The 24,490-nt window shown below is 35.9% G+C and carries 20 protein-coding genes and 4 tRNA genes; 23 read left to right on the top strand and 1 reads right to left on the bottom strand.

The features are described 5' to 3' along the window. Positions 1 to 120 precede the first annotated feature (120 nt). From ACMHJ2_RS02390 to ACMHJ2_RS02410, 5 genes are all read left to right on the top strand, one after another. A complete protein-coding gene (locus ACMHJ2_RS02390) occupies positions 121 to 2,151 on the top strand; it encodes a putative porin (RefSeq protein ID WP_413511362.1) in 2,031 nt (676 codons plus the stop codon). A gap of 105 nt (positions 2,152 to 2,256) precedes the next feature. After that, on the top strand, positions 2,257 to 3,546 hold the full coding sequence (locus ACMHJ2_RS02395; protein WP_413511363.1) for a DUF2851 family protein: 1,290 nt from the start codon (positions 2,257 to 2,259) through the stop codon (positions 3,544 to 3,546). Between the two features lie 28 nt (positions 3,547 to 3,574). Next, on the top strand, positions 3,575 to 3,796 hold the full coding sequence (locus ACMHJ2_RS02400) for a PspC domain-containing protein (protein ID WP_413511364.1): 222 nt from the start codon (positions 3,575 to 3,577) through the stop codon (positions 3,794 to 3,796). Positions 3,797 to 3,853: 57 nt separating this feature from the next. Next, positions 3,854 to 4,753: a ComEA family DNA-binding protein gene (locus ACMHJ2_RS02405; protein ID WP_413511365.1), complete on the top strand. Its 900-nt coding sequence runs from the start codon at positions 3,854 to 3,856 to the stop codon at positions 4,751 to 4,753. An 18-nt stretch (positions 4,754 to 4,771) separates the two neighbouring features. Continuing rightward, positions 4,772 to 5,914: an acyl-CoA dehydrogenase family protein gene (locus ACMHJ2_RS02410; RefSeq protein ID WP_413511366.1), complete on the top strand. Its 1,143-nt coding sequence runs from the start codon at positions 4,772 to 4,774 to the stop codon at positions 5,912 to 5,914. 227 nt (positions 5,915 to 6,141) lie between these two features. Here the strand turns inward: ACMHJ2_RS02410 and ACMHJ2_RS02415 are convergent, their stop codons facing one another. After that, positions 6,142 to 7,299: a dicarboxylate/amino acid:cation symporter gene (locus ACMHJ2_RS02415; protein ID WP_413511367.1), complete on the bottom strand. Its 1,158-nt coding sequence runs from the start codon at positions 7,297 to 7,299 to the stop codon at positions 6,142 to 6,144. Positions 7,300 to 7,548: 249 nt separating this feature from the next. On the opposite strand from ACMHJ2_RS02415, the gene rpsU reads away from it, so the two are divergent. From rpsU to pdhA, 18 genes are all read left to right on the top strand, one after another. After that, positions 7,549 to 7,743, top strand: a complete 195-nt coding sequence (gene rpsU / locus ACMHJ2_RS02420; RefSeq protein WP_413511368.1) for a 30S ribosomal protein S21 — start codon at positions 7,549 to 7,551, stop codon at positions 7,741 to 7,743. A 68-nt stretch (positions 7,744 to 7,811) separates the two neighbouring features. Continuing rightward, positions 7,812 to 8,711 (top strand): tyrosine-type recombinase/integrase, encoded by a 900-nt coding sequence (locus tag ACMHJ2_RS02425; protein WP_413511369.1) that lies wholly within the window; start codon positions 7,812 to 7,814, stop codon positions 8,709 to 8,711. A gap of 22 nt (positions 8,712 to 8,733) precedes the next feature. Further along, entirely contained in the window at positions 8,734 to 9,033 is a 300-nt protein-coding gene (gene hpf, locus ACMHJ2_RS02430) for a ribosome hibernation-promoting factor, HPF/YfiA family (RefSeq protein ID WP_413511370.1), read from the top strand. A 93-nt stretch (positions 9,034 to 9,126) separates the two neighbouring features. Then, positions 9,127 to 9,200: transfer RNA gene (locus ACMHJ2_RS02435), tRNA-Thr, on the top strand. A gap of 30 nt (positions 9,201 to 9,230) precedes the next feature. Continuing rightward, positions 9,231 to 9,311, top strand: a tRNA-Tyr gene (locus ACMHJ2_RS02440). Between the two features lie 23 nt (positions 9,312 to 9,334). Further along, positions 9,335 to 9,406, top strand: a tRNA-Thr gene (locus ACMHJ2_RS02445). A gap of 58 nt (positions 9,407 to 9,464) precedes the next feature. Next, the gene (tuf, locus tag ACMHJ2_RS02450) at positions 9,465 to 10,652 is read left to right on the top strand and encodes an elongation factor Tu (RefSeq protein ID WP_413511371.1); all 1,188 of its coding nucleotides are present in this window, start codon (positions 9,465 to 9,467) and stop codon (positions 10,650 to 10,652) included. A 58-nt stretch (positions 10,653 to 10,710) separates the two neighbouring features. Beyond that, positions 10,711 to 10,781, top strand: a tRNA-Trp gene (locus ACMHJ2_RS02455). A 16-nt stretch (positions 10,782 to 10,797) separates the two neighbouring features. Beyond that, positions 10,798 to 10,995, top strand: coding sequence for a preprotein translocase subunit SecE (gene secE / locus ACMHJ2_RS02460; protein ID WP_413511372.1), 198 nt, complete (start codon positions 10,798 to 10,800; stop codon positions 10,993 to 10,995). A 13-nt stretch (positions 10,996 to 11,008) separates the two neighbouring features. Then, entirely contained in the window at positions 11,009 to 11,563 is a 555-nt protein-coding gene (gene nusG, locus ACMHJ2_RS02465; protein WP_413511373.1) for a transcription termination/antitermination protein NusG, read from the top strand. A gap of 54 nt (positions 11,564 to 11,617) precedes the next feature. Continuing rightward, the gene (rplK, locus tag ACMHJ2_RS02470) at positions 11,618 to 12,055 is read left to right on the top strand and encodes a 50S ribosomal protein L11 (RefSeq protein ID WP_413511374.1); all 438 of its coding nucleotides are present in this window, start codon (positions 11,618 to 11,620) and stop codon (positions 12,053 to 12,055) included. A gap of 18 nt (positions 12,056 to 12,073) precedes the next feature. Further along, a complete protein-coding gene (gene rplA / locus ACMHJ2_RS02475; protein ID WP_413511375.1) occupies positions 12,074 to 12,763 on the top strand; it encodes a 50S ribosomal protein L1 in 690 nt (229 codons plus the stop codon). A 22-nt stretch (positions 12,764 to 12,785) separates the two neighbouring features. After that, positions 12,786 to 13,274 (top strand): 50S ribosomal protein L10, encoded by a 489-nt coding sequence (gene rplJ / locus ACMHJ2_RS02480; protein ID WP_413511376.1) that lies wholly within the window; start codon positions 12,786 to 12,788, stop codon positions 13,272 to 13,274. A gap of 84 nt (positions 13,275 to 13,358) precedes the next feature. Beyond that, a complete protein-coding gene (gene rplL, locus ACMHJ2_RS02485) occupies positions 13,359 to 13,727 on the top strand; it encodes a 50S ribosomal protein L7/L12 (protein WP_413511377.1) in 369 nt (122 codons plus the stop codon). 127 nt (positions 13,728 to 13,854) lie between these two features. Beyond that, positions 13,855 to 17,667, top strand: coding sequence for a DNA-directed RNA polymerase subunit beta (rpoB, locus tag ACMHJ2_RS02490; protein WP_413511378.1), 3,813 nt, complete (start codon positions 13,855 to 13,857; stop codon positions 17,665 to 17,667). A gap of 71 nt (positions 17,668 to 17,738) precedes the next feature. Next, positions 17,739 to 22,034, top strand: coding sequence for a DNA-directed RNA polymerase subunit beta' (gene rpoC / locus ACMHJ2_RS02495; protein ID WP_413511379.1), 4,296 nt, complete (start codon positions 17,739 to 17,741; stop codon positions 22,032 to 22,034). 3 nt (positions 22,035 to 22,037) lie between these two features. After that, on the top strand, positions 22,038 to 22,352 hold the full coding sequence (locus ACMHJ2_RS02500; protein ID WP_413511380.1) for a DUF3467 domain-containing protein: 315 nt from the start codon (positions 22,038 to 22,040) through the stop codon (positions 22,350 to 22,352). 1,131 nt (positions 22,353 to 23,483) lie between these two features. Further along, positions 23,484 to 24,482 carry a pyruvate dehydrogenase (acetyl-transferring) E1 component subunit alpha gene (pdhA, locus tag ACMHJ2_RS02505; RefSeq protein WP_413511381.1) on the top strand — a complete coding sequence of 333 codons (999 nt, stop codon included), beginning with the start codon at positions 23,484 to 23,486 and terminating at the stop codon, positions 24,480 to 24,482. Positions 24,483 to 24,490 lie beyond the last annotated feature (8 nt).

The following is a 24,490-nucleotide window of genomic DNA, read 5'->3' on the forward strand; positions in this document are numbered from 1 at the left end:
AACCTTATAATAGTTTAAAGGAGTGTGTTTTTTAATACACTCCTTTTTTTATTCCTTTAAATGATGTCCTAATCTTCATTATAATAAAAATAAATTTACCTTTGCTTAAATTTAGATTTTATGCGAAAGTGTCTTTACTTGGTTTTCTGTTTTTTGAGCTTCTCTTTAGTGGCTCATGCTCAGTTTCAACCAGCGAGATTAGATCGAGGTAATACATCAAATTTTGGTGATCCAAATGATCCAAATAATACATTTGGCAACCAGAACAACCAAAACCCTGAAACGGGAAATAAAGAGAAAAGAAGTTTACGCGAAAAAGTAAAGAAAGATTCTATAGCGCCAATCAAGGATTATAAAATAATTACGATTCTTCGTGATACGGTCGCTGTGGATACTTCCTTAACCTTAAAGAATTACTACAAGTTTAATTACTTGCGCAAAGACAATTTTGGTCTACTGCCTTTTGCCAATGAAGGGCAGACGTATTCAACTTTAAAATACAACCTAACAGCAAATCAGGTGCTGCCTGATTTTGGTTTTGAAGCCAAGCAGTTTAATTATCTGAGAGCAGAAGACATAACCTATCATTCGAGTCCTACCCCACGTACGGAGTTGTATTATAAAACCGTGATGAAACAAGGACAAAGTTTGGATGCCTTTATTACCTTAAATACAAGTGAGCACCTCAATTTGTTTATTGCTTATAAAGGAATGCGTTCTTTAGGGAAATATATGAGTCAGTTGTCCTCTTCCGGGAACTTCCGCCTAGGCGGAAGTTATTATTCACCCAATAAGCGTTATGTGTTATTTACCCACTTTGTCGCTCAGGATATCTTGAACCAAGAAAACGGGGGAATTGTTGATTTAGATTTATTTGAATCAAGTGAAAAACCCTATAATAAGAGAGAGCGTTTAGACGTTTATTTTAGAGATGCAGAAACCTTACTCAAAGGCAAACGCTTGTTTTTGCATCACGAATACCAATTGAACAGTTCTTTGACCAATGGAATCCTATTGACCCATGAATTTACGTATGAAGATAAGTTTTTTGAGTATACCCAAAAAGATCTGAATAATACCTATACAAAGAAGGATCGATTTGGCTCCTCTTTTCAAACGTCAATTGACAATAAAACAAAGTACTATACGTTGTCTAATAAAGTAGGTGCTGCTTTCCAATCGGGTGTACTAGGTCGAATCGAAGTGTATGCGGATTTTTATAAGTACAACTACCAATACAACAGTATAGCTAACATTAATAATGCCGTTATTCCCAATGTATTAGAAAAGAATATCACGTTAATTGGTGGGAAATATACCTATAAAAAAGAAAATTGGAAGGCTTTCCTGTTGGTGTATAACTCCTTAGGAAACGATAATACAAGTAATATTCAAGCTAATTTAGATTATTCACTAGCAGAAAATATAGGATTACAAGCGGGATACCAAAAGTTGAGCCGCATGGGGAATCTAAACTATTATTTGTATCAAAGTGATTACCTGCATTACAATTGGAATAATAGTTTCAATAATGAAAAAATTAATCAGTTTGATGCTAAGCTGACAACGCCTTGGGTTACATTAGAAGGAAGTTATCAGGTGATCAAAGATAAATTGTACTTTTCAAATGATAATCCTGAGTATAACGAATTTGGTATAGCAAAGCAATTGTTAGTCACCCCTAAACAATATGGGAACACTATTAATTATTTATCCCTACAAGCTTCTAAAGATATTCAATTTGGAAGATTTGGTTTGGATAATACCATCCTCTATCAAGAGGTAGATCAGGCTGATGCAATCGTGAATGTACCAAAACTGTTAACGCGTAATACCTTTTACTATAAAGGAGCACTATTTGACAAGGCCTTAAAATTTCAAACCGGTATAACCTTTACGTACTTTAGTAAGTTTTATGGCAATGATTACAATCCCGTAATTGGCGATTTCTATGTGCAAGATAAAGTGAAAATAGGGGACTATCCCGTCTTTGATTTCTTTATTGATATGAAAGTGCGTACCGCTCGAATTTATTTTGTGTTGGAGCACTTTAATAGCAGTATGTCGGGGTATAAATATTATTCGGCACCTAATTATCCCTATAAGGACTTTGCGTTTCGATTTGGTTTAGTCTGGAATTTCTTCAGTTAAAAATACATAAGGTTGGCGATTAGCCAACCTTTTTTTATGGGTATAACCTTTTTTTTGGTTAGATTTTTGTTGTTGTATAAGCGATGAATTACTAAAATCAGGATTATGAAAGAAGCTTTCGTACAATATGTCTGGGATAAACAATTGTTTGTCACGCGGTCGTTCCGAACAGAACAGAACCACGCGATTGAAGTAATTCATCCCGGTCAATGGTCTACGTTAGCTGGGCCTGATTTTTTTAATGCTAAACTGCGGATTGACGGGCAGGTTTGGGCAGGTAATGTAGAAGTTCACCTTTGTTCTTCGGATTGGTATCGACACAACCATGAAAAGGATCCTCGATATGATAATGTAATTTTACATGTAGTTTGGGAGTATGATACCCCTGTTTTTAATTCGAAAGGAGCTGAGATTCCTACCTTGGTTGTTGCTAAATATATACAAGCTGAAATTGTTTCTCGATGTGAACAACTTTTTGTGCCTAAAGCGACTATTAATTGTCAAACCTTACTCAAAGATGCAGTGTCTCCAATTGTATGGCAGAAATGGAAAGAAACACTTTATATTGAAAGGCTAGAAAACAAAACAAAAGCGATTGAAAAGCTTTTAACGGAGACCGCTTATAATTGGAACCAAGTTTTGTTCTGTTTCATTGCAAAGAGCTTCGGATTAAATACCAATGGCGATTCCTTTTTTGAACTTGCAAAAGCGCTACCCCTGAAAATTGTCTTGAAAGAAGGAGGTGAATTAATCAATATAGAAGCCTTGCTATTTGGTATGGCAGGTTTTTTGAAAGGTGAGGAACAAGAAATAGTAGATACGTATTATTGGAATCTTGTGAAACGATGGACTTTCTATCGGCATAAATACCAGTTGCAAGAACGGAATAACGGTGAAATACACTTTTTTAAACTTCGCCCTACTAATTTTCCAACCATCCGTCTGGCTCAGCTTGCCTCCTGGTTATATCATCAGAAATATCGCTTCAATGAAGTATTGGATGCACGAGATTTATCAACTTTAGCAAATCTACTTCATGCAGAGGTCAGTGTCTATTGGGAAAAGCATTATACTTTTAAGAAAGAGAGCAAACGCACCTCAAAAAAACTAACGCCTTCTTTTCAAGAATTATTGATTTTAAATACCATTATTCCGATGCAATATGCCTGGGCAAGTCACAAGGGCAATCTAGAGGAAGCGGAAAGTAGTATGGAGATGAGTATGCAGCTAAAGGCAGAATCCAATCATATTATCACCTTATTTAAGCAGGAAGGAGTGAAAATAGAGCATGCCTTTGATAGTCAAGCCATCCTACAATTAAAAAAACAGTATTGTACAGCTAATAAATGCTTGTCTTGTGCGATAGGTAAAGCAATTTTAAATAAAAAGGATTAACTTTGTATTACTACTAAGAAGCAAGAAGATGATAAATAATTTGCGTTATTTTTTGGAGAAACACGGTTTTAAGGTTTCTACCCGTCTGGGTGACCGTTTGGGCATTCGCGTGACGAATATTCGCCTCTTTTTTATCTACTTGTCTTTTTTTACTTTAGGATTAGCCTTCGCTCTTTATTTGACTTTAGCCTTTATTGTGCGATTAAAAGATTTAGTTTATACAAAAAGAAGCTCTGTTTTTGATTTGTAGTAACTAAAGAATAAATACACTAAAGTTTAGTAAGTAATACACAACACTCGATTGTGTATGAAATGGAATAAATACTTGTATCATTGGTATTACTATACCCAATCTCAAAAAAGAGGGTTTATAGTATTCTTAGGAGGAGTCATCCTTCTAGAAGGGATTTTGTGTTTACTGGCTTATCAACAGCCTAAATCAGCTGTAGAATACAAAATACAAGCCCAAGAACAACAGCGAATTCAAATTCAAATGGATAGTTTACGCCTTTTAACGAGGAATAAAAAAGACACTATTTATCCTTTTAATCCTAATTTTATCACTGATTTTAAAGGGTATATCCTCGAGATGACCCCAGTAGAAATTGATCGGTTACTCGCTTTTAGAGCTACCAATCAATATGTGAATTCGGTGCGTGATTTTCAGCGTGTCACCCAGGTGTCAGACTTATGGCTGGCTAAGTATAGCTCTTATTTTGTATTTGCTACCCCTAAAAACGTTAAACAGAGGAGGGGAGATACTGGATTTGCATATCCCAAACAGCAGACGAAAGAAATACGTGAAATAATTGTTCAAGATATTAATAAAACTACGGAAGAAACATTGCAAGCGATTCGTGGTATAGGACCAGTTTTATCTCGACGTATCATTGAAGATCGAAATAAATGGGGAGGATATGTTCACATGGATCAACTCAAGTTTGTGTATGGTTTGTCTGAACAAGTAGTCAATCTTCTCTTTCAACAGTATGCAATTTTGAGCCATCCGGCATTTGAGCAATTGGATATAAACGAAGTAGGCATTAATGATTTGAAAAATATACCATATTTGAACTATTATCTCGCAAAAGAGATTGTTAAATATAGAAGTTTGCACGGGGATTTTGTTAATAAAGAACAATTACGAGAAATAGAAAATTTTCCTCTTGACAAGATGCACATAATTAGTTTATATTTGAAACTTTAGGAATTAAATTAAACAACCATGAATTTTGAATACAATGAAACTCAAGCAATGATTGCTGAGTCTATTAGAGATTTTGCAGAACAAAATATTCGTCCATACATAATGGAATGGGATGAAGCACAAATTTTTCCAGTTGATTTATTTAAAAAATTAGGAGAAATGGGGTATATGGGAGTACTTGTTCCAGAAGAATATGGTGGATCAGGACTTAACTATCACGAATATATTACAATTGTTGAAGAAATTTCAAAAGTAGATTCGTCAATTGGATTGTCAGTTGCAGCTCATAATTCATTATGTACCAATCATATATTGACATTTGGTAATGAAGAGCAAAAGAAAAAATGGTTGCCAAAATTAGCTACAGCAGAGTGGATTGGTGCTTGGGGATTAACAGAGCACAATACAGGTTCTGATGCTGGAGGAATGAACACTACGGCTGTAAAGGATGGGGATCATTGGGTGTTAAATGGAGCTAAAAACTTTATTACACATGCAATCTCTGGAAATGTAGCAGTTGTAATTGTACGTACTGGAGAAAAAGGAGATTCACGTGGAATGACTGCTTTTGTTATTGAAAAAGGAACAGCAGGATTTTCAAGTGGTAAAAAAGAAAATAAATTGGGGATGCGTGCCTCAGAAACAGCAGAATTGATTTTTGATAATTGTCGTGTGCCAGATGCAAATCGTTTAGGAGAAGTTGGAGAAGGATTTATCCAAGCAATGAAAATTTTGGATGGTGGACGTATCTCTATTGGAGCTTTATCATTGGGTATTGCAAAAGGAGCTTATGAAGCTGCTTTGAAATATTCAAAAGAAAGAGTGCAGTTTGGAAAACCAATTAGTGAGTTCCAAGCAATTGGATTTAAGTTAGCGGATATGGCTACAGAAATTGAAGCTTCAGAATTGTTATTACACAAAGCAGCTTTCTTGAAAAACAACCATAAACCAATGACTAAAATAGGGGCAATGGCAAAAATGTATGCTTCTGAAGTATGTGTTAAGGTTGCTACTGATGCGATTCAAATTCACGGTGGATATGGGTATACGAAAGATTATCCAGTAGAGAAATTTTTCCGTGACTCTAAATTGTGTACGATTGGAGAAGGAACAACAGAAATTCAAAAACTAGTTATTTCTAGACATATAGTGAAAGAATAATAGGTATTATAAATAAAAAAAAACCAACCGTATGGTTGGTTTTTTTTATTTATGTAGCCTGCTGTTTCTCCTGTTTATCTGATCAAGTGCAAAAGTGAGAGATTAGACTAAGAAGCAAGTTAAGCTGTAAAAAAGATTCTTGGAGGTCTCTTTATACAAGAGTATTGATCCGTGTATTCGAAGGATTGATCTCGAAATTTTGGTTTTTCTGCATCATAACCTACCGCTTACTTTCCTTCACTATATTTTGTGACCATCAAACTTAAGGCTCCGTCACCTGTGATATTACAAGCAGTGCCAAAGCTATCTTGTAAGGCAAATATAGTTAAGGTTAAAGCAATTCCTGCATCATCAAAACCAAGTACAGAAGCGATAATTCCCAAGGACGCCATAACGGTGCCTCCAGGTACTCCAGGAGCGCCAATGGCAAATATTCCCAATAGTAAAACAAACAAAAACATTGTACCTACCGTCGGAATTGTGCCGTACAGTACTTGGGAGACAGTCATGACAAAGAATACTTCTGTCAATACAGAGCCGCAGAGGTGTATGTTGGAAAAAAAGGGAATCGTAAAGTTGGTGATTTCGGGTTTGAGGATTTTGCTTTTGTGTGCCGAATTTAGGGCTACTCCTAAGGTGGCTGCTGATGACATGGTTCCAACTGCTGTTAAATAGGCGGGGCCGTAATGTTTTAAAACTTCCCAGGGATTTTTTTTGGCATAAATACCTGCTAGGGTATACAATACCCCTAGCCAAACAAAGTGAGCTGTAATTGCAATTAGAATCACTTTGAGGAAAACTGGAAATTGGGATTGAATGGATCCTTCGTAGCTTAATAGTGCAAAATTAGCCAATATATAAAAGGGTAATATTGGTACTAAGACTCTATTTACTAACAAGAGTACAATGTCTTTAAAAGAATCAAAAGCACGCGCTAAAGGCTTGGCGTCTGTCCATAGGATACCAATGCCAATCATTAAAGCAAGTGTAAGTGCAGTCATTACCCCAAATACTGGTGGAATATCTAATTTAAAAAGCATTTCTGGAAGCGCTGTTAGGGTATCTACCTTGTTTTCTATTTTTAATTTTGGAATGATGTTGAATCCTAAGATGCTGCTAAAGAATCCTGCGCCTATACTGGATATATAAGCAATGGCAACTGAAAAACCAATGATTTTCATTGAATCTCGATGAAGTTTGGTAATAGATGATACAACAAATCCCAATATAATTAATGGAACCAAAAAGAGGATTAATTGCCCCAGCAGGTGTCGCATCGATAGCATGAGTTGTAAAAAGGGAGCATTTAAGTAGCTGCCAATACTAAGGCCTATACCTACACCAAGTAATAATCGAACCATTGTTTTGTTTAGTAATTTTCGCATAGTCTATTTCAATATTGCAATTTTAGAAAGATTGTGATTTGAAAGTAAAATTAGGAAATAGGACTTGTTTTTCTTAGAGTGGAATTGTAAAATACCATATAGATGGTAGACCGTAATATGCTAGACCTTAAATCAGTCTTGGTTTAGCTTGTTTTTGAAAGGAACTAAAATAAAAAAATAATTTTATGTTGTGTTATATAAAAAAATATTTACTTTTGCATCACCAAATGAGAGGAGGTGTATGAAAACATGTTGATCATTCCAATTAAAGACGGAGAAAATATTGATAGAGCACTAAAGCGCTACAAAAGAAAATTTGACAGAACTGGGACATTGCGTCAGTTAAGATCTCGTCAGGCTTTCCACAAACCCTCTGTTGTAAAACGAGGTAAAATGCAAAAAGCTGCATATATCCAACACTTAAGAGATTCAGTAGAAATCTAGACTTAAACGATGGATTAAATTATAAAGCCGTTGTAATAAAGTAGTATCTTTGTTACAACGGTTTTTTTATGGAAAAAAATTTAGAAAAATTTCTGGAATACCTGGAGAAAGAGAAAAATTATTCTTCGCATACAATAGTGGCGTATCAAAATGATATTGCTGCTTTTTTATTGCAGGTAGAAGATCAGGAAAAAAACTATCTGACACTCAAATATGAAATAGTTCGCCAGTGGATTGTTGTTTTGATGGAGTCGGGAGTTAGCAAACGGTCAATCAATCGGAAAATGAGCGCGCTGAAAGCCTTCTATAAATTTTTGATGAAAGTGGGAGAAGTAGAGGTGAGTCCATTACAACAACATAAAACATTAAAAGTAGAAAAGAAATTGCAATTGCCTTTTTCAGTTGCGGAAGTAGATGCGGTGCGTACTTTATTGGAGGGCATGGAAGGGTTTGACGCTTTAAAGGATTTGGTACTTGTTGAAATGCTGTACTGTTTAGGATTGCGTAGAAGTGAATTATGTGGTATACAAGTAGCAGATGTTGATTTCTATACTCAGATGATCCGCATAACTGGAAAGGGAAATAAGGTTCGCTATGTGCCTATCATTGAGAGCCTGGCTGTACTTTTAAAGCGGTACCTCTCAGAAAGAGAGAAGGTTTTAACAGATGCTCGGAAAATTAACTATTTTTTAATAGATGGTAGAGGTGCTAAAGTTGATGAAATATTTGTTTATCGAGTGATTAATTTATATTTTAGTAAGACAACAACAAAGGAGAAAAATAGCCCGCATATGTTGAGGCATGCTTTTGCTACCCACCTCTTAGAAAATGGGGCAGATATCAATTCAATTAAAGAACTGATGGGGCATCAAAGCTTGGCATCAACGGAGGTTTATGCACATGTAAACCTAAAAGAGCTCAAAGAGGTCTATATGAAGACACATCCTAGGTTGAGGAAAAAAGAATAGAAAACCTTAAAAACAGAAAGTTATGAAAGTAAACATTCAAGCAGTTAATTTTAATGTGGATCGTAAATTAGTTGATTTCATCAACGAAAGAATGCTAAAAATAGGTAAGTTTTACGATAAAGTGATTTCTGTAGATGTATTTTTGAAAGTAGAAAATACCAACGAGAAAGAAAATAAAACAGTTGAGGTTAAACTATTAGTTCCAGGTGACGATATCATTGCAAAAAAAACATGTAAATCATTTGAAGAAGGAATTGATTTAGGTGCTGATGCTATCGAGCGTATGATTGTGAAGTACAAAGAGAAAATGAATGCACATTAATACAAAAAAAATAGTAAATTGTTTTTTTTAATCAATAAAATACATACATTTGCAGTCCGTTAGAAATAGCGGACTTTTTCTATTGAGTAAAATGCCGGTGTAGCTCAGCTGGCTAGAGCAGCTGATTTGTAATCAGCAGGTCGTGGGTTCGAGTCCCTCTATCGGCTCAAAGAAAAGGATATCAAACAACAGTTTGAGGGGAGATACTCAAGCGGCCAACGAGGACGGACTGTAAATCCGTTGGGTAACCTTCGCAGGTTCGAATCCTGCTCTCCCCACAAAAAAATATAGAAATACATAAGCCGGTGTAGCTCAGGGGTAGAGTGCTTCCTTGGTAAGGAAGAGGTCACGGGTTCAAATCCCGTCATTGGCTCAGGTTTTTTTATTATATTTGAACACTAATTATATAACTAAGATTAAATTATTAGATCATGGCAAAGGAAATTTTTGATCGTTCGAAACCGCACTTAAATATCGGTACTATCGGACACGTTGACCACGGTAAAACTACTACTACTGCAGCTATCACTAAAGTTTTAGCTGACGCAGGATTCTCAGAAGCTCGTTCATTTGATTCAATTGATAATGCTCCAGAAGAAAAAGAGCGTGGTATTACAATTAATACTTCTCACGTAGAGTACCAAACTAAAAACCGTCACTATGCACACGTTGACTGTCCAGGTCACGCGGATTACGTGAAAAATATGGTTACTGGTGCTGCTCAGATGGATGGTGCTATCTTGGTAGTTGCTGCTACTGATGGACCAATGCCACAAACTCGTGAGCACATCTTATTAGGACGCCAAGTAGGTATTCCTAGAATGGTTGTTTTCTTAAACAAAGTTGACTTAGTAGACGATTCTGAATTGTTAGAGCTTGTTGAAATGGAAGTTAGAGATTTATTATCTTTCTACCAATATGACGGTGATAATGGACCAGTAGTTCAAGGTTCTGCTTTAGGAGCTTTAAACGGAGAACAAAAATGGGTTGATGCATTATTACAATTAATGGATGAAGTTGATCAATGGATCGAAGAGCCAGTACGTGACAATGCAAAACCATTCTTAATGCCAGTTGAAGACGTATTTACAATTACAGGTCGTGGAACTGTTGCTACAGGACGTATCGAAACTGGAGTTGCTAATACAGGTGATTCAGTTGAAATCATTGGTATGGGAGCTGACAAATTAACTTCTACTGTAACAGGAGTTGAGATGTTCCGTAAAATCTTAGACCGTGGTGAAGCTGGAGATAACGTAGGTTTATTATTGAGAGGTATTGACAAAGCTGATATCCGTCGTGGTATGGTTATTTGTAAGCCAGGTTCAGTAAAACCACACGCTAAATTCAAAGCTGAGGTTTATATCTTGAAAAAAGAAGAAGGTGGACGTCACACTCCATTCCATAACAACTACCGTCCTCAATTCTACGTTCGTACAACTGACGTAACTGGAACAATCATGTTACCAGAAGGAACTGAGATGGTTATGCCTGGAGATAACTTAACAATCAATGTTGAATTGTTAAGCCCTATCGCTTTATCAGTAGGTTTACGTTTCGCTATCCGTGAAGGTGGTAGAACAGTAGGTGCTGGTCAGGTAACTGAAATTTTAGACTAATTATTTAGTATAAATAAATTTTTAAAGTCAGCGGGATAACCGCTGGCTTTTATAACAAACGGGTGTAGTTCAAGGGTAGAATAGCGGTCTCCAAAACCGTTGATGGGGGTTCGAATCCCTCCACCCGTGCAAAAATAATATAAACATGGCAAAGGTATTTAATTACATATCAGAAGCTTTTATAGAACTTAAATCGAATGTAACTTGGTCTCCTTGGGCTGAAGTGCAAAAATACACAATCGTTATTGCAATTTTTGCAATCGTGTTAGCACTTGCTACTTGGGGAGTAGACAGTTTGTTTAGTGATTTGTTAGGAAAGTTTTATAGTTGGATAAGATCATAAGGAGAAAAATATTATGGCTGATACAAATGTCAAAAAATGGTATGTGGTTCGTGCGGTAAGTGGACAAGAGAATAAGGTTAAGAATTATATCGAAACCGATATTGCTCGTTTAGGTTTGTCAGATTATCTTTCGCAAGTTTTAGTACCAACTGAAAAAGTGGTTTCTGAAGATAAGAATGGTAAGAAGAAAACAACAGAACGTGTCTATTTTCCAGGCTATGTGATGATTGAGGCTAACTTGACAGGAGAGGTTCCGCATGCTATAAAATCCATAACTGGAGTTATTGGATTTCTTGGAGAAACAAGAGGAGGAAATCCGGTTCCTTTAAGAGAATCTGAAGTGAATCGCATGTTAGGAAAAGTCGATGAATTAGCAGTGAAAGTTGATTCAGGTATGATCCCTTATACAGTTGGAGAATCAGTTAAAGTGACTGAAGGTCCATTTAAAGGTTTCGATGCTACCATCGAAAACATTAATGAAGATAAGCGTAAGCTAGAGGTAATGGTGAAGATTTTTGGAAGAAAGACACCTTTGGAATTAAGCTTTACACAAGTAGAAAAAATATAATGTTACATAGACGCATCTTTGCTTCCAAGAGAGATGTGCTAAATTTTTTTAGAAATGGCAAAAGAAATTAGTAAAGTAGTTAAACTACAAGTTAAGGGAGGTGCTGCGAATCCTTCGCCACCGGTTGGACCTGCTTTGGGGGCTGCTGGAGTTAACATCATGGAGTTCTGTAAGCAATTTAATGCTAGAACACAAGATAAACCCGGTAAAATTTTACCAGTACAAATTACTGTGTATAAAGACAAATCATTCGAATTTGTTGTTAAAACGCCACCTGCTGCTGTTCAATTATTAGAGGCTGCAAAAGTGAAATCTGGATCTGGTGAGCCTAATAGAAAGAAAGTTGCTAACGTAACTTGGGAACAAGTTCGTGCTATCGCAGAAGACAAAATGCCTGATTTAAACGCATTCACGATTGAATCGGCAATGTCAATGATCGCGGGTACTGCAAGATCTATGGGTATAACAGTAACAGGAACAGCTCCTTTTTAATTGTAAAAGAAAAAAGAAATGGCAAAATTAACAAAAAAGCAAAAGGAAGCTGCTGCTAAAATTGAAAAAGGAAGATTCTATTCTTTAAAAGAAGGATCTGCTTTAATTAAAGAAGTTGCTTCTGCAAAATTTGACGAATCTGTTGATATTGCAGTGCGTTTGGGTGTAGATCCACGTAAAGCAAATCAAATGGTACGTGGGGTAGTTACTTTACCACATGGTACAGGTAAAGATGTTAGAGTATTAGCATTAGTTACTCCAGATAAAGAAGCTGAAGCTACTGCAGCTGGGGCTGACTATGTTGGACTAGATGAGTACCTACAAAAAATCAAAGACGGTTGGACAGATGTTGATGTTATCATCACGATGCCTGCTGTTATGGGTAAATTAGGGCCATTAGGACGTATTTTAGGTCCTAGAGGATTAATGCCTAACCCTAAAACTGGTACTGTAACTATGGATGTTGCGAAAGCAGTTCAAGAAGTTAAGGCTGGTAAAATCGATTTTAAAGTTGATAAAACAGGAATCGTTCACGCAGGAATTGGAAAAGCATCTTTTACTGCTGATATGATTCAAGAGAACGCAGCTGAATTGATTCAAACATTAATCAAATTAAAACCAACAGCAGCTAAAGGTATGTATGTTAAGTCTATTCATATATCTAGTACTATGAGCCCTGCTATTGCTTTAGATCCAAAAGCAGTTTAATTGGTAGAAAAAATTTTTACGTATGACTAGAGAACAAAAAGCAGTAGCGATAGAGGACATTAAAGGAAAATTAGTTGATGCTAATATCTTTTATATTGCTGATATTTCAGGATTAAATGCAGAGGTTACTACTAACTTAAGAAGAGCTTGTAACAAAGCTGGAATTACAGTTGAAGTAGTTAAGAATACGTTGCTTGCTAAAGCAATGGAAACTTCTGAGAGAAACTATGAGGATTTAGCTTCAGTTTTAAAAGGAAACAGCGCTATCTTTATTTCGGACGTTGCAAACGGACCGGCTAAAATTATCAAAGATTTTAGAAAGAAAAGCAATAAACCTTTATTAAAAGGAGCTTATATTAACGAAGAAGTTTATATTGGGGATGACCAATTAGATAAGTTAGTAGCAATTAAATCTAAAGAGGAAGTTATTGGAGAAATCATTGGATTACTACAATCACCAGCTCAAAGAGTTATCTCAGCTCTACAAAATCAATTCAAAGACGAAGAATAAGAAAATTCTTGTGTTTGAATGTTCCATAAACGAACGCACATTAATAAATTATATTTTTACAAATCATTTAAAAGATAGAAAAAAATGGCAGATTTGAAACAATTCGCAGAACAATTGGTTAACTTAACAGTTAAAGAAGTTAACGAATTAGCAACGATATTAAAAGATGAATACGGAATTGAGCCTGCAGCTGCTGCTGTAGTTGTAGCTGGTGGTGGAGACGCTGCTGCTGCTGAAGAGCAAACTGAATTCACAGTTGTATTAAAAGAAGCTGGTGCTTCTAAATTAGCAGTAGTTAAAGCTGTTAAAGAATTAACTGGTTTAGGTCTTAAAGAAGCTAAAGATATAGTTGATTCAGTTCCTGCAAACATCAAAGAAGGTGTTTCTAAAGATGAGGCTGAAGGGCTTAAAAAAGCATTGGAAGAAGCTGGAGCTGTTGTTGAGCTTAAATAAGCTTATTAACCAAAATATTTTAGGTTTAGGTCTTGAGAGCAATCTCAAAGGCCTAAACCATTTTGCGTATAAAGTAATTTGTGCGTAATTCTTATTAAACATTATAAACAAAATTTATTGTCCATTGATGATCACAAATCAGAATGAAAGATTAAATTTTGCCTCTACAAAGAACATTCCTGCGTATCCAGACTTTTTGGATATCCAGGTTAAGTCTTTTAAAGATTTCTTTCAGTTAGAGACGAAATCAGAAGAAAGAGGTAATGAAGGTCTATATAATACCTTCATGGAGAACTTCCCGATCACTGATACGAGAAATCAGTTTGTATTGGAGTTTCTTGATTACTTTGTTGATCCTCCTCGCTATTCAATTGAAGAATGTATTGATAGAGGACTAACGTATAGCGTTCCGTTAAAAGCGCGTTTAAAATTGTACTGTACTGACCCTGAACACGAGGATTTTGAAACAATCGTTCAAGATGTGTATTTAGGAACAATACCGTATATGACGCCAAGCGGTACATTTGTAATCAATGGAGCTGAGCGTGTGGTAGTATCTCAATTACACCGTTCACCTGGTGTGTTCTTTGGACAGTCTTTCCATGCCAATGGTACTAAATTGTATTCGGCGAGAGTAATTCCTTTCAAAGGATCTTGGATTGAGTTTGCTACTGATATCAATAGCGTAATGTACGCATACATTGATAGAAAGAAAAAATTACCTGTTACTACCCTATTCCGTGCTATTGGATTCGAAAGAGACAAGGATATCCTAGAGATTTTCGACCTAGCTGAAGAGGTAAAAGTATCAAAAACAGGATTGAAAAAATACATCGGACGAAGATTGGCTGCACGTGTTTTAAATACATGGCATGAAGATTTCGTGGATGAAGATACAGGAGAAGTAGTTTCAATTGAGAGAAATGAGATTATCTTAGACCGTGATACAGTCCTAGATAAAGATAATGTCGAAGAAATCATTGAGGCGAACGTTAAAAATATCCTCCTACATAAAGAAGACAATAATCAGGCAGATTATGCCATCATTCATAATACATTACAGAAGGACCCTACAAACTCTGAAAAAGAGGCTGTAGAGCACATCTACCGTCAGTTGCGTAATGCAGAACCGCCAGATGAGGAAACTGCACGTGGTATTATTGATAAATTATTCTTCTCCGACCAACGTTACAATCTAGGTGAGGTAGGTCGTTACAGAATGAATAAAAAACTTAATCTTGATACCCCAATTGATAAACAAGTTTTAACAAAAGAAGATATTATCACGATTGTTAAATACTTGATTGAATTAATTAATTCGAAAGCTGAAATTGATGATATTGATCACTTATCAAACCGTCGTGTACGTACTGTAGGTGAACAATTATCAGCACAATTCGGTGTTGGTTTAGCACGTATGGCTAGAACAATTCGCGAACGTATGAATGTACGTGATAACGAGGTGTTTACGCCAATCGATTTGATTAATGCTAAGACTTTATCGTCAGTGATTAATTCATTTTTCGGAACAAATCAGTTATCTCAGTTTATGGATCAAACCAATCCATTGGCAGAGATTACACACAAACGTCGTTTATCTGCTTTAGGACCTGGAGGTTTATCTAGAGAAAGAGCTGGTTTCGAGGTACGTGACGTTCACTATACACACTACGGACGTTTATGTCCAATTGAAACCCCAGAGGGACCAAACATTGGTTTGATTTCTTCTTTGGCTGTGTATGCAAAAGTGAATAATATGGGATTCATTGAAACTCCATACCGTCCTGTAGTGAATGGTAAAGTGGATATCATTAATGAACCTATCTATCTAAGTGCTGAAGAAGAAGAAGGAATGTTAATTGCACAAGCAAACGTTCTGATGGATCTAGAAGGTAATATTACAGAAGAACGTGTGGTTGTAAAAGAAGAAGGTGATTTCCCTGTGGTTGAGCCTAAAGATTTACACTATACCGACGTTTCTCCAAACCAGATTGCTTCTATTTCAGCTTCGTTGATTCCGTTCTTAGAACACGATGATGCGAACCGTGCTTTGATGGGATCTAACATGATGCGTCAGGCTGTGCCTTTATTACGTGCGGATTCTCCAATCGTGGGTACAGGATTAGAAAGACAAGTTGCTTCGGATTCACGTGTTTTAATTAATGCAGAAGGCGAAGGGGTTGTTGAATATGTAGACGCACAGAAGATTATTATTAAATATGATCGTACAGATGAAGAGCGCTTAATTAGCTTTGATCCAGACGAAAAAGTATATAATCTAATTAAGTTTAGAAAAACAAACCAAAGTACTTGTATTAACTTGAAACCTATCGTTCGCAAAGGAGATAGAGTAACAAAAGGACAAGTATTATGTGAGGGATATGCTACACAAAAAGGAGAATTAGCTCTTGGACGTAACTTACAAGTGGCTTTTATGCCATGGAAAGGGTACAACTTCGAGGATGCTATTGTAATTTCAGAAAAAGTAGTGCGTGAAGATATCTTTACATCTATTCATATTGATGACTACACACTAGAAGTGAGAGATACTAAATTAGGAAACGAAGAGTTAACTAATGATATCCCGAACGTAAGTGAAGAAGCTACCAAAGATTTAGATGAAAACGGTATGATCCGCATCGGTGCTGAAGTTAAACCTGGTGATATCCTTATTGGTAAAATTACACCAAAAGGTGAATCGGATCCAACACCTGAAGAGAAGTTATTACGCGCAATTTTCGGTGATAAGGCTGGAGATGTAAAAGATGCGTCATTAAAAGCTTCTCCTTCATTAAGAGGAGTTGTATTAGATAAAAAACTTTTTGCAAGAGCGGTAAAAGACAAGCGTAAGCGTTCAAAAGATAAAGATGATTTAGCTTTACTAGAAACAAGATTTGAAGTGAAGTTCAATGATTTGAAAGATCGTTTAGTTGAGAAATTGTTCTTCATTGTAAATGGTAAAACTTCACAAGGGGTATTGAATGACTTAGGAGAAGAAATCTTGCCAAAAGGGAAGAAATTTACTCAAAAAATGCTTCATGCCGTAGAAGATTTTGCTCACTTAACAAAAGGACAGTGGACAGTTGATGAAGAAACAAACAGTATGATTACTGATTTAATTCACAACTACAAAATTAAGTTGAATGACTTACAAGGTGCTTTGCGTAGAGAGAAATTTATGATTACTGTTGGGGATGAATTACCATCAGGAATTTTAAAACTTGCAAAAGTTTATATTGCTAAAAAACGTAAGCTAAAAGTGGGGGATAAGATGGCAGGACGTCACGGTAACAAAGGTATTGTTGCTAGAATCGTTAGAGATGAAGACATGCCATTCTTAGAAGACGGTACACCAGTTGATATCGTATTAAACCCATTAGGGGTACCTTCTCGTATGAACATTGGTCAGATCTATGAAACTGTATTAGGATGGGCTGGACAAAAATTGGGTAAAAAATATGCTACTCCAATTTTTGACGGTGCTAACTTAGATCAAATTAATGCACTTACGGATGAAGCGGGTATTCCTAGATTTGGACATACTTATTTGTACGATGGAGGAACAGGAGAAAGATTCCACCAGAGAGCAACAGTAGGAATTATTTACATGTTGAAATTAGGTCACATGGTTGATGATAAGATGCACGCGCGTTCAATCGGACCATACTCACTAATTACGCAACAACCATTAGGAGGTAAAGCTCAATTTGGAGGTCAGCGTTTTGGAGAGATGGAGGTTTGGGCTCTAGAAGCATACGGAGCATCAAGCACACTACGTGAGATTTTGACGGTAAAATCAGATGACGTTATTGGTAGAGCGAAAACTTACGAAGCTATCGTTAAGGGTGAAACTATGCCAGAACCAGGACTACCTGAGTCATTCAATGTATTAATGCATGAATTAAAAGGGCTTGGATTAGACATCCGATTAGAAGAATAAACTATAGATTTTAGAGTAAGCAGTTTTATGCTGCTTACTCTTTATCATACACTTTAACAAGTAAGTTTACCATGAATAGAAATAAAGAGAAAAATCCCGTAAAAAGGTTTAATAAAATCTCAATTGGTTTGGCTTCACCTGAATCGATTCTTGCAGAATCAAGAGGGGAAGTTTTAAAACCAGAAACAATTAACTATCGTACGCATAAACCAGAACGTGATGGTTTATTCTGCGAGCGTATTTTTGGTCCTGTAAAAGATTATGAGTGTGCTTGTGGTAAGTATAAAAGAATTCGCTACAAAGGAATCGTTTGTGACCGTTGTGGTGTTGAAGTTACAGAAAAGAAAGTACGTAGAGATAGAGTTGGGCATATCAATTTAGTTGTGCCTATTGCACATATTTGGTATTTCCGTTCTTTACCTAATAAAATTGGTTATATCCTAGGACTTCCATCGAAGAAGTTGGATATGATCATCTACTACGAACGTTATGTTGTAATTCAAGCTGGTATTGCTAAAAATGTTGAGGGTGAGCCATTAAAACGCTTAGATTTCTTAACTGAAGAAGAGTATTTGAATATTGCTGATTCTCTTCCGATGGAAAACCAATTTTTAGATGATACTGATCCAAATAAATTCATCGCCAAAATGGGTGCGGAATGTATTATGGACTTATTAGCGACAACGAATTTAGACCAATTGTCTTATAATCTGCGTCACTCAGCTAATAATGAAACATCGAAACAAAGAAAAACAGAAGCATTAAAACGCCTTCAAGTGGTTGAGGCTTTCCGTGAATCGAATTTGAATCGCGAGAATAGACCTGAATGGATGATCTTAAAAGTAATTCCTGTTATTCCACCTGAATTACGCCCATTAGTGCCTTTGGATGGTGGTCGTTTTGCTACATCAGATTTAAATGACTTATATCGTCGTGTAATTATCAGAAATAATCGTTTGAAACGATTAATGGAGATTAAAGCGCCTGAGGTAATTTTACGTAATGAAAAACGTATGCTTCAAGAAGCGGTTGACTCCCTATTTGACAACACAAGAAAATCTTCTGCTGTTAAAACGGAATCAAACAGACCTTTAAAATCTTTATCAGATTCTTTAAAAGGTAAACAAGGACGTTTCCGTCAAAACTTACTAGGTAAACGTGTGGATTATTCAGCACGTTCGGTAATTGTTGTTGGACCTGAATTGAAATTATACGAGTGTGGATTGCCAAAAGATATGGCTGCTGAACTTTACAAACCTTTCGTTATCCGTAAATTGATCGAGAGAGGAATTGTGAAAACAGTAAAATCTGCTAAAAAAATTATTGATAAAAGAGAGCCTGTAGTTTGGGATATTTTGGAAAATGTAATTAAAGGACATCCAGTTCTATTGAACCGTGCTCCTACTTTACACCGTTTAGGTATCCAAGCTTTCCAACCTAAATTGATTGAAGGAAAGGCAATTCAGTTACACCCTTTAGTGTGTACTGCATTTAATGCCGATTTCGATGGTGACCAGATGGCAGTTCACTTGCCACTAGGACCTGAAGCAATCTTGGAATCTCAATTGTTAATGTTGGCTTCACATAATATCTTGAATCCAGCGAATGGTGCACCTATTACAGTACCTTCTCAAGACATGGTGCTTGGTCTTTATTATATGACTAAGTTACGTAAGTCTACACCAGAAGAAATTGTGAAAGGAGAAGGACTAACATTCTACTCTGTAGAAGAAGTACACATTGCTATCAATGAAGGGAAACTAGACTTGAATGCGAGTGTAAGAGTTCGTGCAAAAGATTATAATGAACATGGTGAATTAGCCTATAGAATTATTGACACAACGGCTGGACGTATCTTATTTAATGAGGTGGTTCCTGAAAAAGCAGGTTATATCAATGAGGTATTGACTAAGAAATCATTACGTGATATTATTGGTGGTATTTTAGCTACAACGGATGTACCTACAACTGCTGCATTCTTAGATGATATCAAAGGAATGGGGTATGGTTACGCTTTCCGTGGAGGATTATCATTCAGTTTGGGTGATATTATGGTTCCAGAGAAAAAACAAGATTTGATTGATGATGCAAACCAACAAGTAGCTCATATTACAGTGAACTATAACATGGGGCTTATCACAAATAATGAGCGTTATAACCAGGTAATTGATGTTTGGACTTCTACCAATGCGATGTTGACCGAATTAGCAATGAAGAATATTCGCGAAGATAAACAAGGATTTAACTCTGTATACATGATGTTGGATTCTGGAGCGAGGGGTTCTAAAGAGCAGATTCGTCAGTTAACAGGTATGCGTGGTTTGATGGCTAAACCTAAAAAATCAACTGCAGGTGGTGGTGAAATTATCGAAAACCCGATTCTTTCTAACTTTAAAGAAGGATTGTCGATTTTAGAGTATTTCATTTCTACACACGGTGCACGTAAAGGTCTTGCGGATACGGCGTTAAAAACAGCAGATGCTGGATATTTAACTCGTCGTTTGCATGATGTTGCTCAAGATGTTATCGTTAACTCAGTAGATTGTGGTACTTTAAGAGGAATCGATGTGACTCCTTTAAAGAAAAACGAAGAGGTTATTGAAACATTAGGTGAAAGAGTTTTAGGACGTGTTGCATTAAATAATGTGATTAATCCATTAAACTCAGAAATAATTGTTGGCGCTGGTGAGGAAATCACAGAAGCAATTGCTAAAGCAATCAACCTATCACCTATTGAATCAGTTGAAGTGCGTTCTCCATTAACTTGTGAAGCAAAAGTAGGTATCTGTTCGAAATGTTACGGACGTAACCTTGCTACAGCTAGAATGGTTCAAAAAGGAGAAGCTGTTGGAGTTGTTGCTGCTCAATCTATTGGGGAGCCTGGTACACAGTTAACTTTGAGAACTTTCCACGTTGGGGGTACTGCAGGAAATATTTCTGAAACTTCTACAATCGTTACTAAGTTTAAAGGTCGTTTAGAGATTGAAGAACTTCGAATAGTTGAAAGTGAAAATAACGATGGAAAAGCAATAAACATTGTTATCTCTCGTTCTACAGAGGTTAAATTGTTTGATGTAAATACAGGTATCTTGTTAACAACAAACAATATTCCTTACGGATCTACAATCTATGTAAATGATGGAGATATAGTTGAAGAAGGTTTTACTATCTGTAAATGGGACCCATATAATGGAGTTATCGTTTCTGAGTTTACGGGTAAAGTTGCTTATGAAGATATCGAACAAGGACAAACGTTCATGGTTGAAATCGATGAGCAAACTGGTTTCCAAGAGAAAGTTATTAGCGAATCAAGAAATAAAAAATTAATTCCTACTTTATTAATTTATGGTAAAGATGGTGAATTGATCCGTTCTTATAACTTACCAGTAGGATCTCACTTAATGGTAAATGATGGAGAGAAAATTAAGGCTGGTAAAGTATTAGTTAAGATTCCTCGTCATACATCAAAAGCAGGGGATATTACAGGAGGTTTACCGCGTATTACGGAGCTTTTAGAAGCGCGTAATCCGTCGAATCCAGCTGTAGTTTCTGAGATTGATGGTGTTGTATCTTTCGGTAAAGTGAAGAGAGGTAACAGAGAAATCATTGTTGAATCTAGAACAGGTGATGTAAGAAAGTATTTAGTTAAGCTTTCAAACCAAATCTTAGTTCAAGAAAATGACTTCGTAAGAGCTGGTTTACCTTTATCTGATGGAGCAATTACTCCAGATGATATTTTACGTATCCAAGGTCCTTCTGCTGTACAGCAGTATTTAGTAAACGAAATCCAAGAGGTTTACCGTTTACAAGGGGTAAAAATTAATGACAAACACTTTGAGGTTGTTATTAGACAGATGATGCGTAAAGTTCAAATTCAAGATCCAGGAGATACATTATTCTTAGAAGATCAATTAATTCACACTAGCGACTTTATCGTTGAAAACGATCGTTTATTCGGTATGAAAGTAGTTGTGGATGCAGGAGAATCTGAGAACTTGAAAGAAGGACAAATTGTTTCAATGAGAGAATTACGTGATGAGAATTCATTATTGAAACGCGAAGATAAAAACATCGTGATATCAAGAGATGTTATGCCTGCAACAGGTACACCAATTTTGCAAGGTATTACTAGAGCATCTTTACAAACGAAGTCATTTATCTCTGCTGCGTCTTTCCAAGAAACAACAAAAGTGTTAAACGAAGCAGCAGTTGCTGGTAAGATTGATATTTTAATGGGATTAAAAGAAAACGTAATTGTTGGACATAGAATCCCTGCGGGTACTGGTATGCGTGAGTATGAAAGTATCCTTGTTTCTACCAATGAAAATGGTGATATTTTGAATCAAGAACAAGAATTAAATTTCTAAGAAATGGCTGAAGAACAAAATAATTTCAACATTGAGTTGGATGAAGTAACGGCAGAAGGGACGTATTCAAATCTGGCAATAATTAATCATTCAAATACTGAATTTGTTGTCGATTTTGTTAACATTATGCCAGGAGTGCCAAAAGCAAAAGTGAAGTCGAGAATTATCTTAACTCCACAACATGCAAAAAGACTCTTACAAGCACTAGAAGATAATATCAATAGGTTTGAAAAGTCAAATGGTGAGATTAAGGATTATGAAACTAGTACTAATTCAATGGTTCCACCCATCAATTTTGGTCCAAAAGGAGAAGCTTAATTTGCTCAAAATAAAAAAAGCCTCGTACTCAATGTACGAGGCTTTTTTAGTTTAAAATTGTCGAATGTTGAGAAAATAGATGGTGGTAACTCAATGCCTATATTCCCTATACGGTTGTATGTTATTTTAGTATTAAAGCATCAAAAACTAGTTGGAATTTATTTTTAGAGAACTTAGACCTTATTTTGATGTGAAATTGTTGATTTTGTAGGCGAAAATCTGATTTATTTCTTTCCTTTTTTTAGATCACAAGCCTTGAAGAAAAATAAAAAGGATAACAAAGGGGGGAAAGGTATGAATTAAACTAGATTTCGTAACTGAAGCTTGATGTGTGTTAACTATAGCTTAATCTAATTTTATTGGAATTAAGAGATAAAATGAGTTGTTTTGTTTAATCAAATTCGAAAAGAGGCCTGTAGAAAGAAGCAAGTCTAAAACGCTGGGGAAAGATGTTTTTGAGTAAGTTTCAGCTGAGTCTTTCCATAATCTAGCGTATGGTAAAGGAACTTCAAATAAGGAGAGTCGCAGGGTTGAATTTTAGATTCAAAAGAGATTAAACGCTACTAAGAGAAAAAGGATTTCTTTATTCTCTAAGCTAAAGCGCTAAAAAGTCTAGAAGGCAAGAATGAGCATAGTAATTACTACCTGTTAGTTTACTAGATGGAAGTAATTATTCAAGTTAATATTTTATTTTAAGCGTGAATCGAGCCCTTTGAAGAGAAATTCTCTAAAAGGGCTTTATTTTTTATCTTAGATTGTTGTCATTAATCGCAAAAAAGTGAAGTAAAAAAGCTAAATTTATAAGTCCTTTTTCCTCTAGTAAAATTATGAAAAAGTGGTCGTCTAGTATTCTCTATACGTCTTTCCTATAAAAAGACTATTTCTACTGTGAATAATAGGTAGGATGCAAAAGAGATATGCCAAATTAGTACTAGTGTTAAGGAGATATGTTTAATGAAAATTAAATATTTTCTTAAAAAATATAAAGAATTATAGGTATAATTTAAAATACTTCAAATAAATTTTTCAATCTAAAGTAGATGTGCTATTTTTGCTTTTCCACAGTATAGTGGATATTAAGCAAAGTCTGTATTTAGGATAGTTTATCCTACTCATGAAAAGTAAAGTCATATGAAAGAAATTACAAAAGAAGTTTATCTAAAGTGGTATGAAGACATGCTATTTTGGAGAAAGTTTGAAGATAAACTTGCAGCTTTATATATTCAACAAAAAGTAAGAGGTTTCTTACACTTGTATAATGGGCAAGAGGCGGTTTTGGCAGGAGCTTTACACGCAATGGATTTGTCGAAAGACAAAATGATTACAGCATACAGAAATCATGTACAGCCAATTGGACTAGGTGTTGATCCACGTAGAATTATGGCTGAGTTGTTAGGAAAAGGTACGGGTACTTCTCAAGGTTTAGGAGGATCAATGCATATCTTTTCTAAGGAACATAACTTCTATGGAGGACACGGTATTGTAGGTGGACAAATTCCTGTGGGTGCTGGATTGGCATTTGCAGATAAATATTTTGATAGAAAAGCAGTAACCATGTGTTATTTTGGAGACGGTGCTGCACGTCAAGGATCTTTGCATGAAACATTCAATATGGCGATGAACTGGAAATTACCTGTAGTATTCATTATTGAAAATAATGGATATGCAATGGGAACTTCGGTTGAGCGTACAGCAAATCACTCAGAAATCTGGAAATTGGGATTAGGATATGAAATGCCTAGTGGACCTGTTGATGGAATGAATCCAATAAAAGTAGCAGAGGCTATGTACGAGGCAATCGAAAGAGCACGTCGTGGAGATGGACCTACTTTGCTTGAAATGAAAACGTATCGCTATAGAGGTCACTCAATGTCGGATGCGCAAAATTACCGTACAAAAGAAGAGGTTGAAGAGTATAAAAAAATCGATCCAATCACGCAAGTGTTAGATGTGATTAAAGCGAACGGATACGCTACAGAAAGTGAAATCGCGGCAATGGACAAACGTGTAAAAGACTTAGTTGCTGAATGTGAAAAATTTGCAGAAGAGTCTCCATTCCCAGAGCTTAATGTGATGTACGATGTAGTGTACGATCAAGAAAATTATCCTTTTTTACCTCATAGATTATAATAAAATAA

The organism is Myroides odoratus, assembly GCF_965118575.1.
Lineage (GTDB): Bacteria > Bacteroidota > Bacteroidia > Flavobacteriales > Flavobacteriaceae > Flavobacterium > Flavobacterium odoratum_B.

What these genes read in the sequence shown, in the direction of transcription:
- ACMHJ2_RS02390 (WP_413511362.1), top strand. Translation starts at nt 121, where the DNA reads ATGCGAAAGTGTCTTTACTTGGTTTTCTGTTTTTTGAGCTTCTCTTTA.
- ACMHJ2_RS02395 (WP_413511363.1), top strand. Translation starts at nt 2,257, where the DNA reads ATGAAAGAAGCTTTCGTACAATATGTCTGGGATAAACAATTGTTTGTC.
- ACMHJ2_RS02400 (WP_413511364.1), top strand. Translation starts at nt 3,575, where the DNA reads ATGATAAATAATTTGCGTTATTTTTTGGAGAAACACGGTTTTAAGGTT.
- ACMHJ2_RS02405 (WP_413511365.1), top strand. Translation starts at nt 3,854, where the DNA reads ATGAAATGGAATAAATACTTGTATCATTGGTATTACTATACCCAATCT.
- ACMHJ2_RS02410 (WP_413511366.1), top strand. Translation starts at nt 4,772, where the DNA reads ATGAATTTTGAATACAATGAAACTCAAGCAATGATTGCTGAGTCTATT.
- ACMHJ2_RS02415 (WP_413511367.1), bottom strand. Translation starts at nt 7,299, where the DNA reads ATGCGAAAATTACTAAACAAAACAATGGTTCGATTATTACTTGGTGTA.
- rpsU (WP_413511368.1), top strand. Translation starts at nt 7,549, where the DNA reads ATGTTGATCATTCCAATTAAAGACGGAGAAAATATTGATAGAGCACTA.
- ACMHJ2_RS02425 (WP_413511369.1), top strand. Translation starts at nt 7,812, where the DNA reads ATGGAAAAAAATTTAGAAAAATTTCTGGAATACCTGGAGAAAGAGAAA.
- hpf (WP_413511370.1), top strand. Translation starts at nt 8,734, where the DNA reads ATGAAAGTAAACATTCAAGCAGTTAATTTTAATGTGGATCGTAAATTA.
- tuf (WP_413511371.1), top strand. Translation starts at nt 9,465, where the DNA reads ATGGCAAAGGAAATTTTTGATCGTTCGAAACCGCACTTAAATATCGGT.
- secE (WP_413511372.1), top strand. Translation starts at nt 10,798, where the DNA reads ATGGCAAAGGTATTTAATTACATATCAGAAGCTTTTATAGAACTTAAA.
- nusG (WP_413511373.1), top strand. Translation starts at nt 11,009, where the DNA reads ATGGCTGATACAAATGTCAAAAAATGGTATGTGGTTCGTGCGGTAAGT.
- rplK (WP_413511374.1), top strand. Translation starts at nt 11,618, where the DNA reads ATGGCAAAAGAAATTAGTAAAGTAGTTAAACTACAAGTTAAGGGAGGT.
- rplA (WP_413511375.1), top strand. Translation starts at nt 12,074, where the DNA reads ATGGCAAAATTAACAAAAAAGCAAAAGGAAGCTGCTGCTAAAATTGAA.
- rplJ (WP_413511376.1), top strand. Translation starts at nt 12,786, where the DNA reads ATGACTAGAGAACAAAAAGCAGTAGCGATAGAGGACATTAAAGGAAAA.
- rplL (WP_413511377.1), top strand. Translation starts at nt 13,359, where the DNA reads ATGGCAGATTTGAAACAATTCGCAGAACAATTGGTTAACTTAACAGTT.
- rpoB (WP_413511378.1), top strand. Translation starts at nt 13,855, where the DNA reads ATGATCACAAATCAGAATGAAAGATTAAATTTTGCCTCTACAAAGAAC.
- rpoC (WP_413511379.1), top strand. Translation starts at nt 17,739, where the DNA reads ATGAATAGAAATAAAGAGAAAAATCCCGTAAAAAGGTTTAATAAAATC.
- ACMHJ2_RS02500 (WP_413511380.1), top strand. Translation starts at nt 22,038, where the DNA reads ATGGCTGAAGAACAAAATAATTTCAACATTGAGTTGGATGAAGTAACG.
- pdhA (WP_413511381.1), top strand. Translation starts at nt 23,484, where the DNA reads ATGAAAGAAATTACAAAAGAAGTTTATCTAAAGTGGTATGAAGACATG.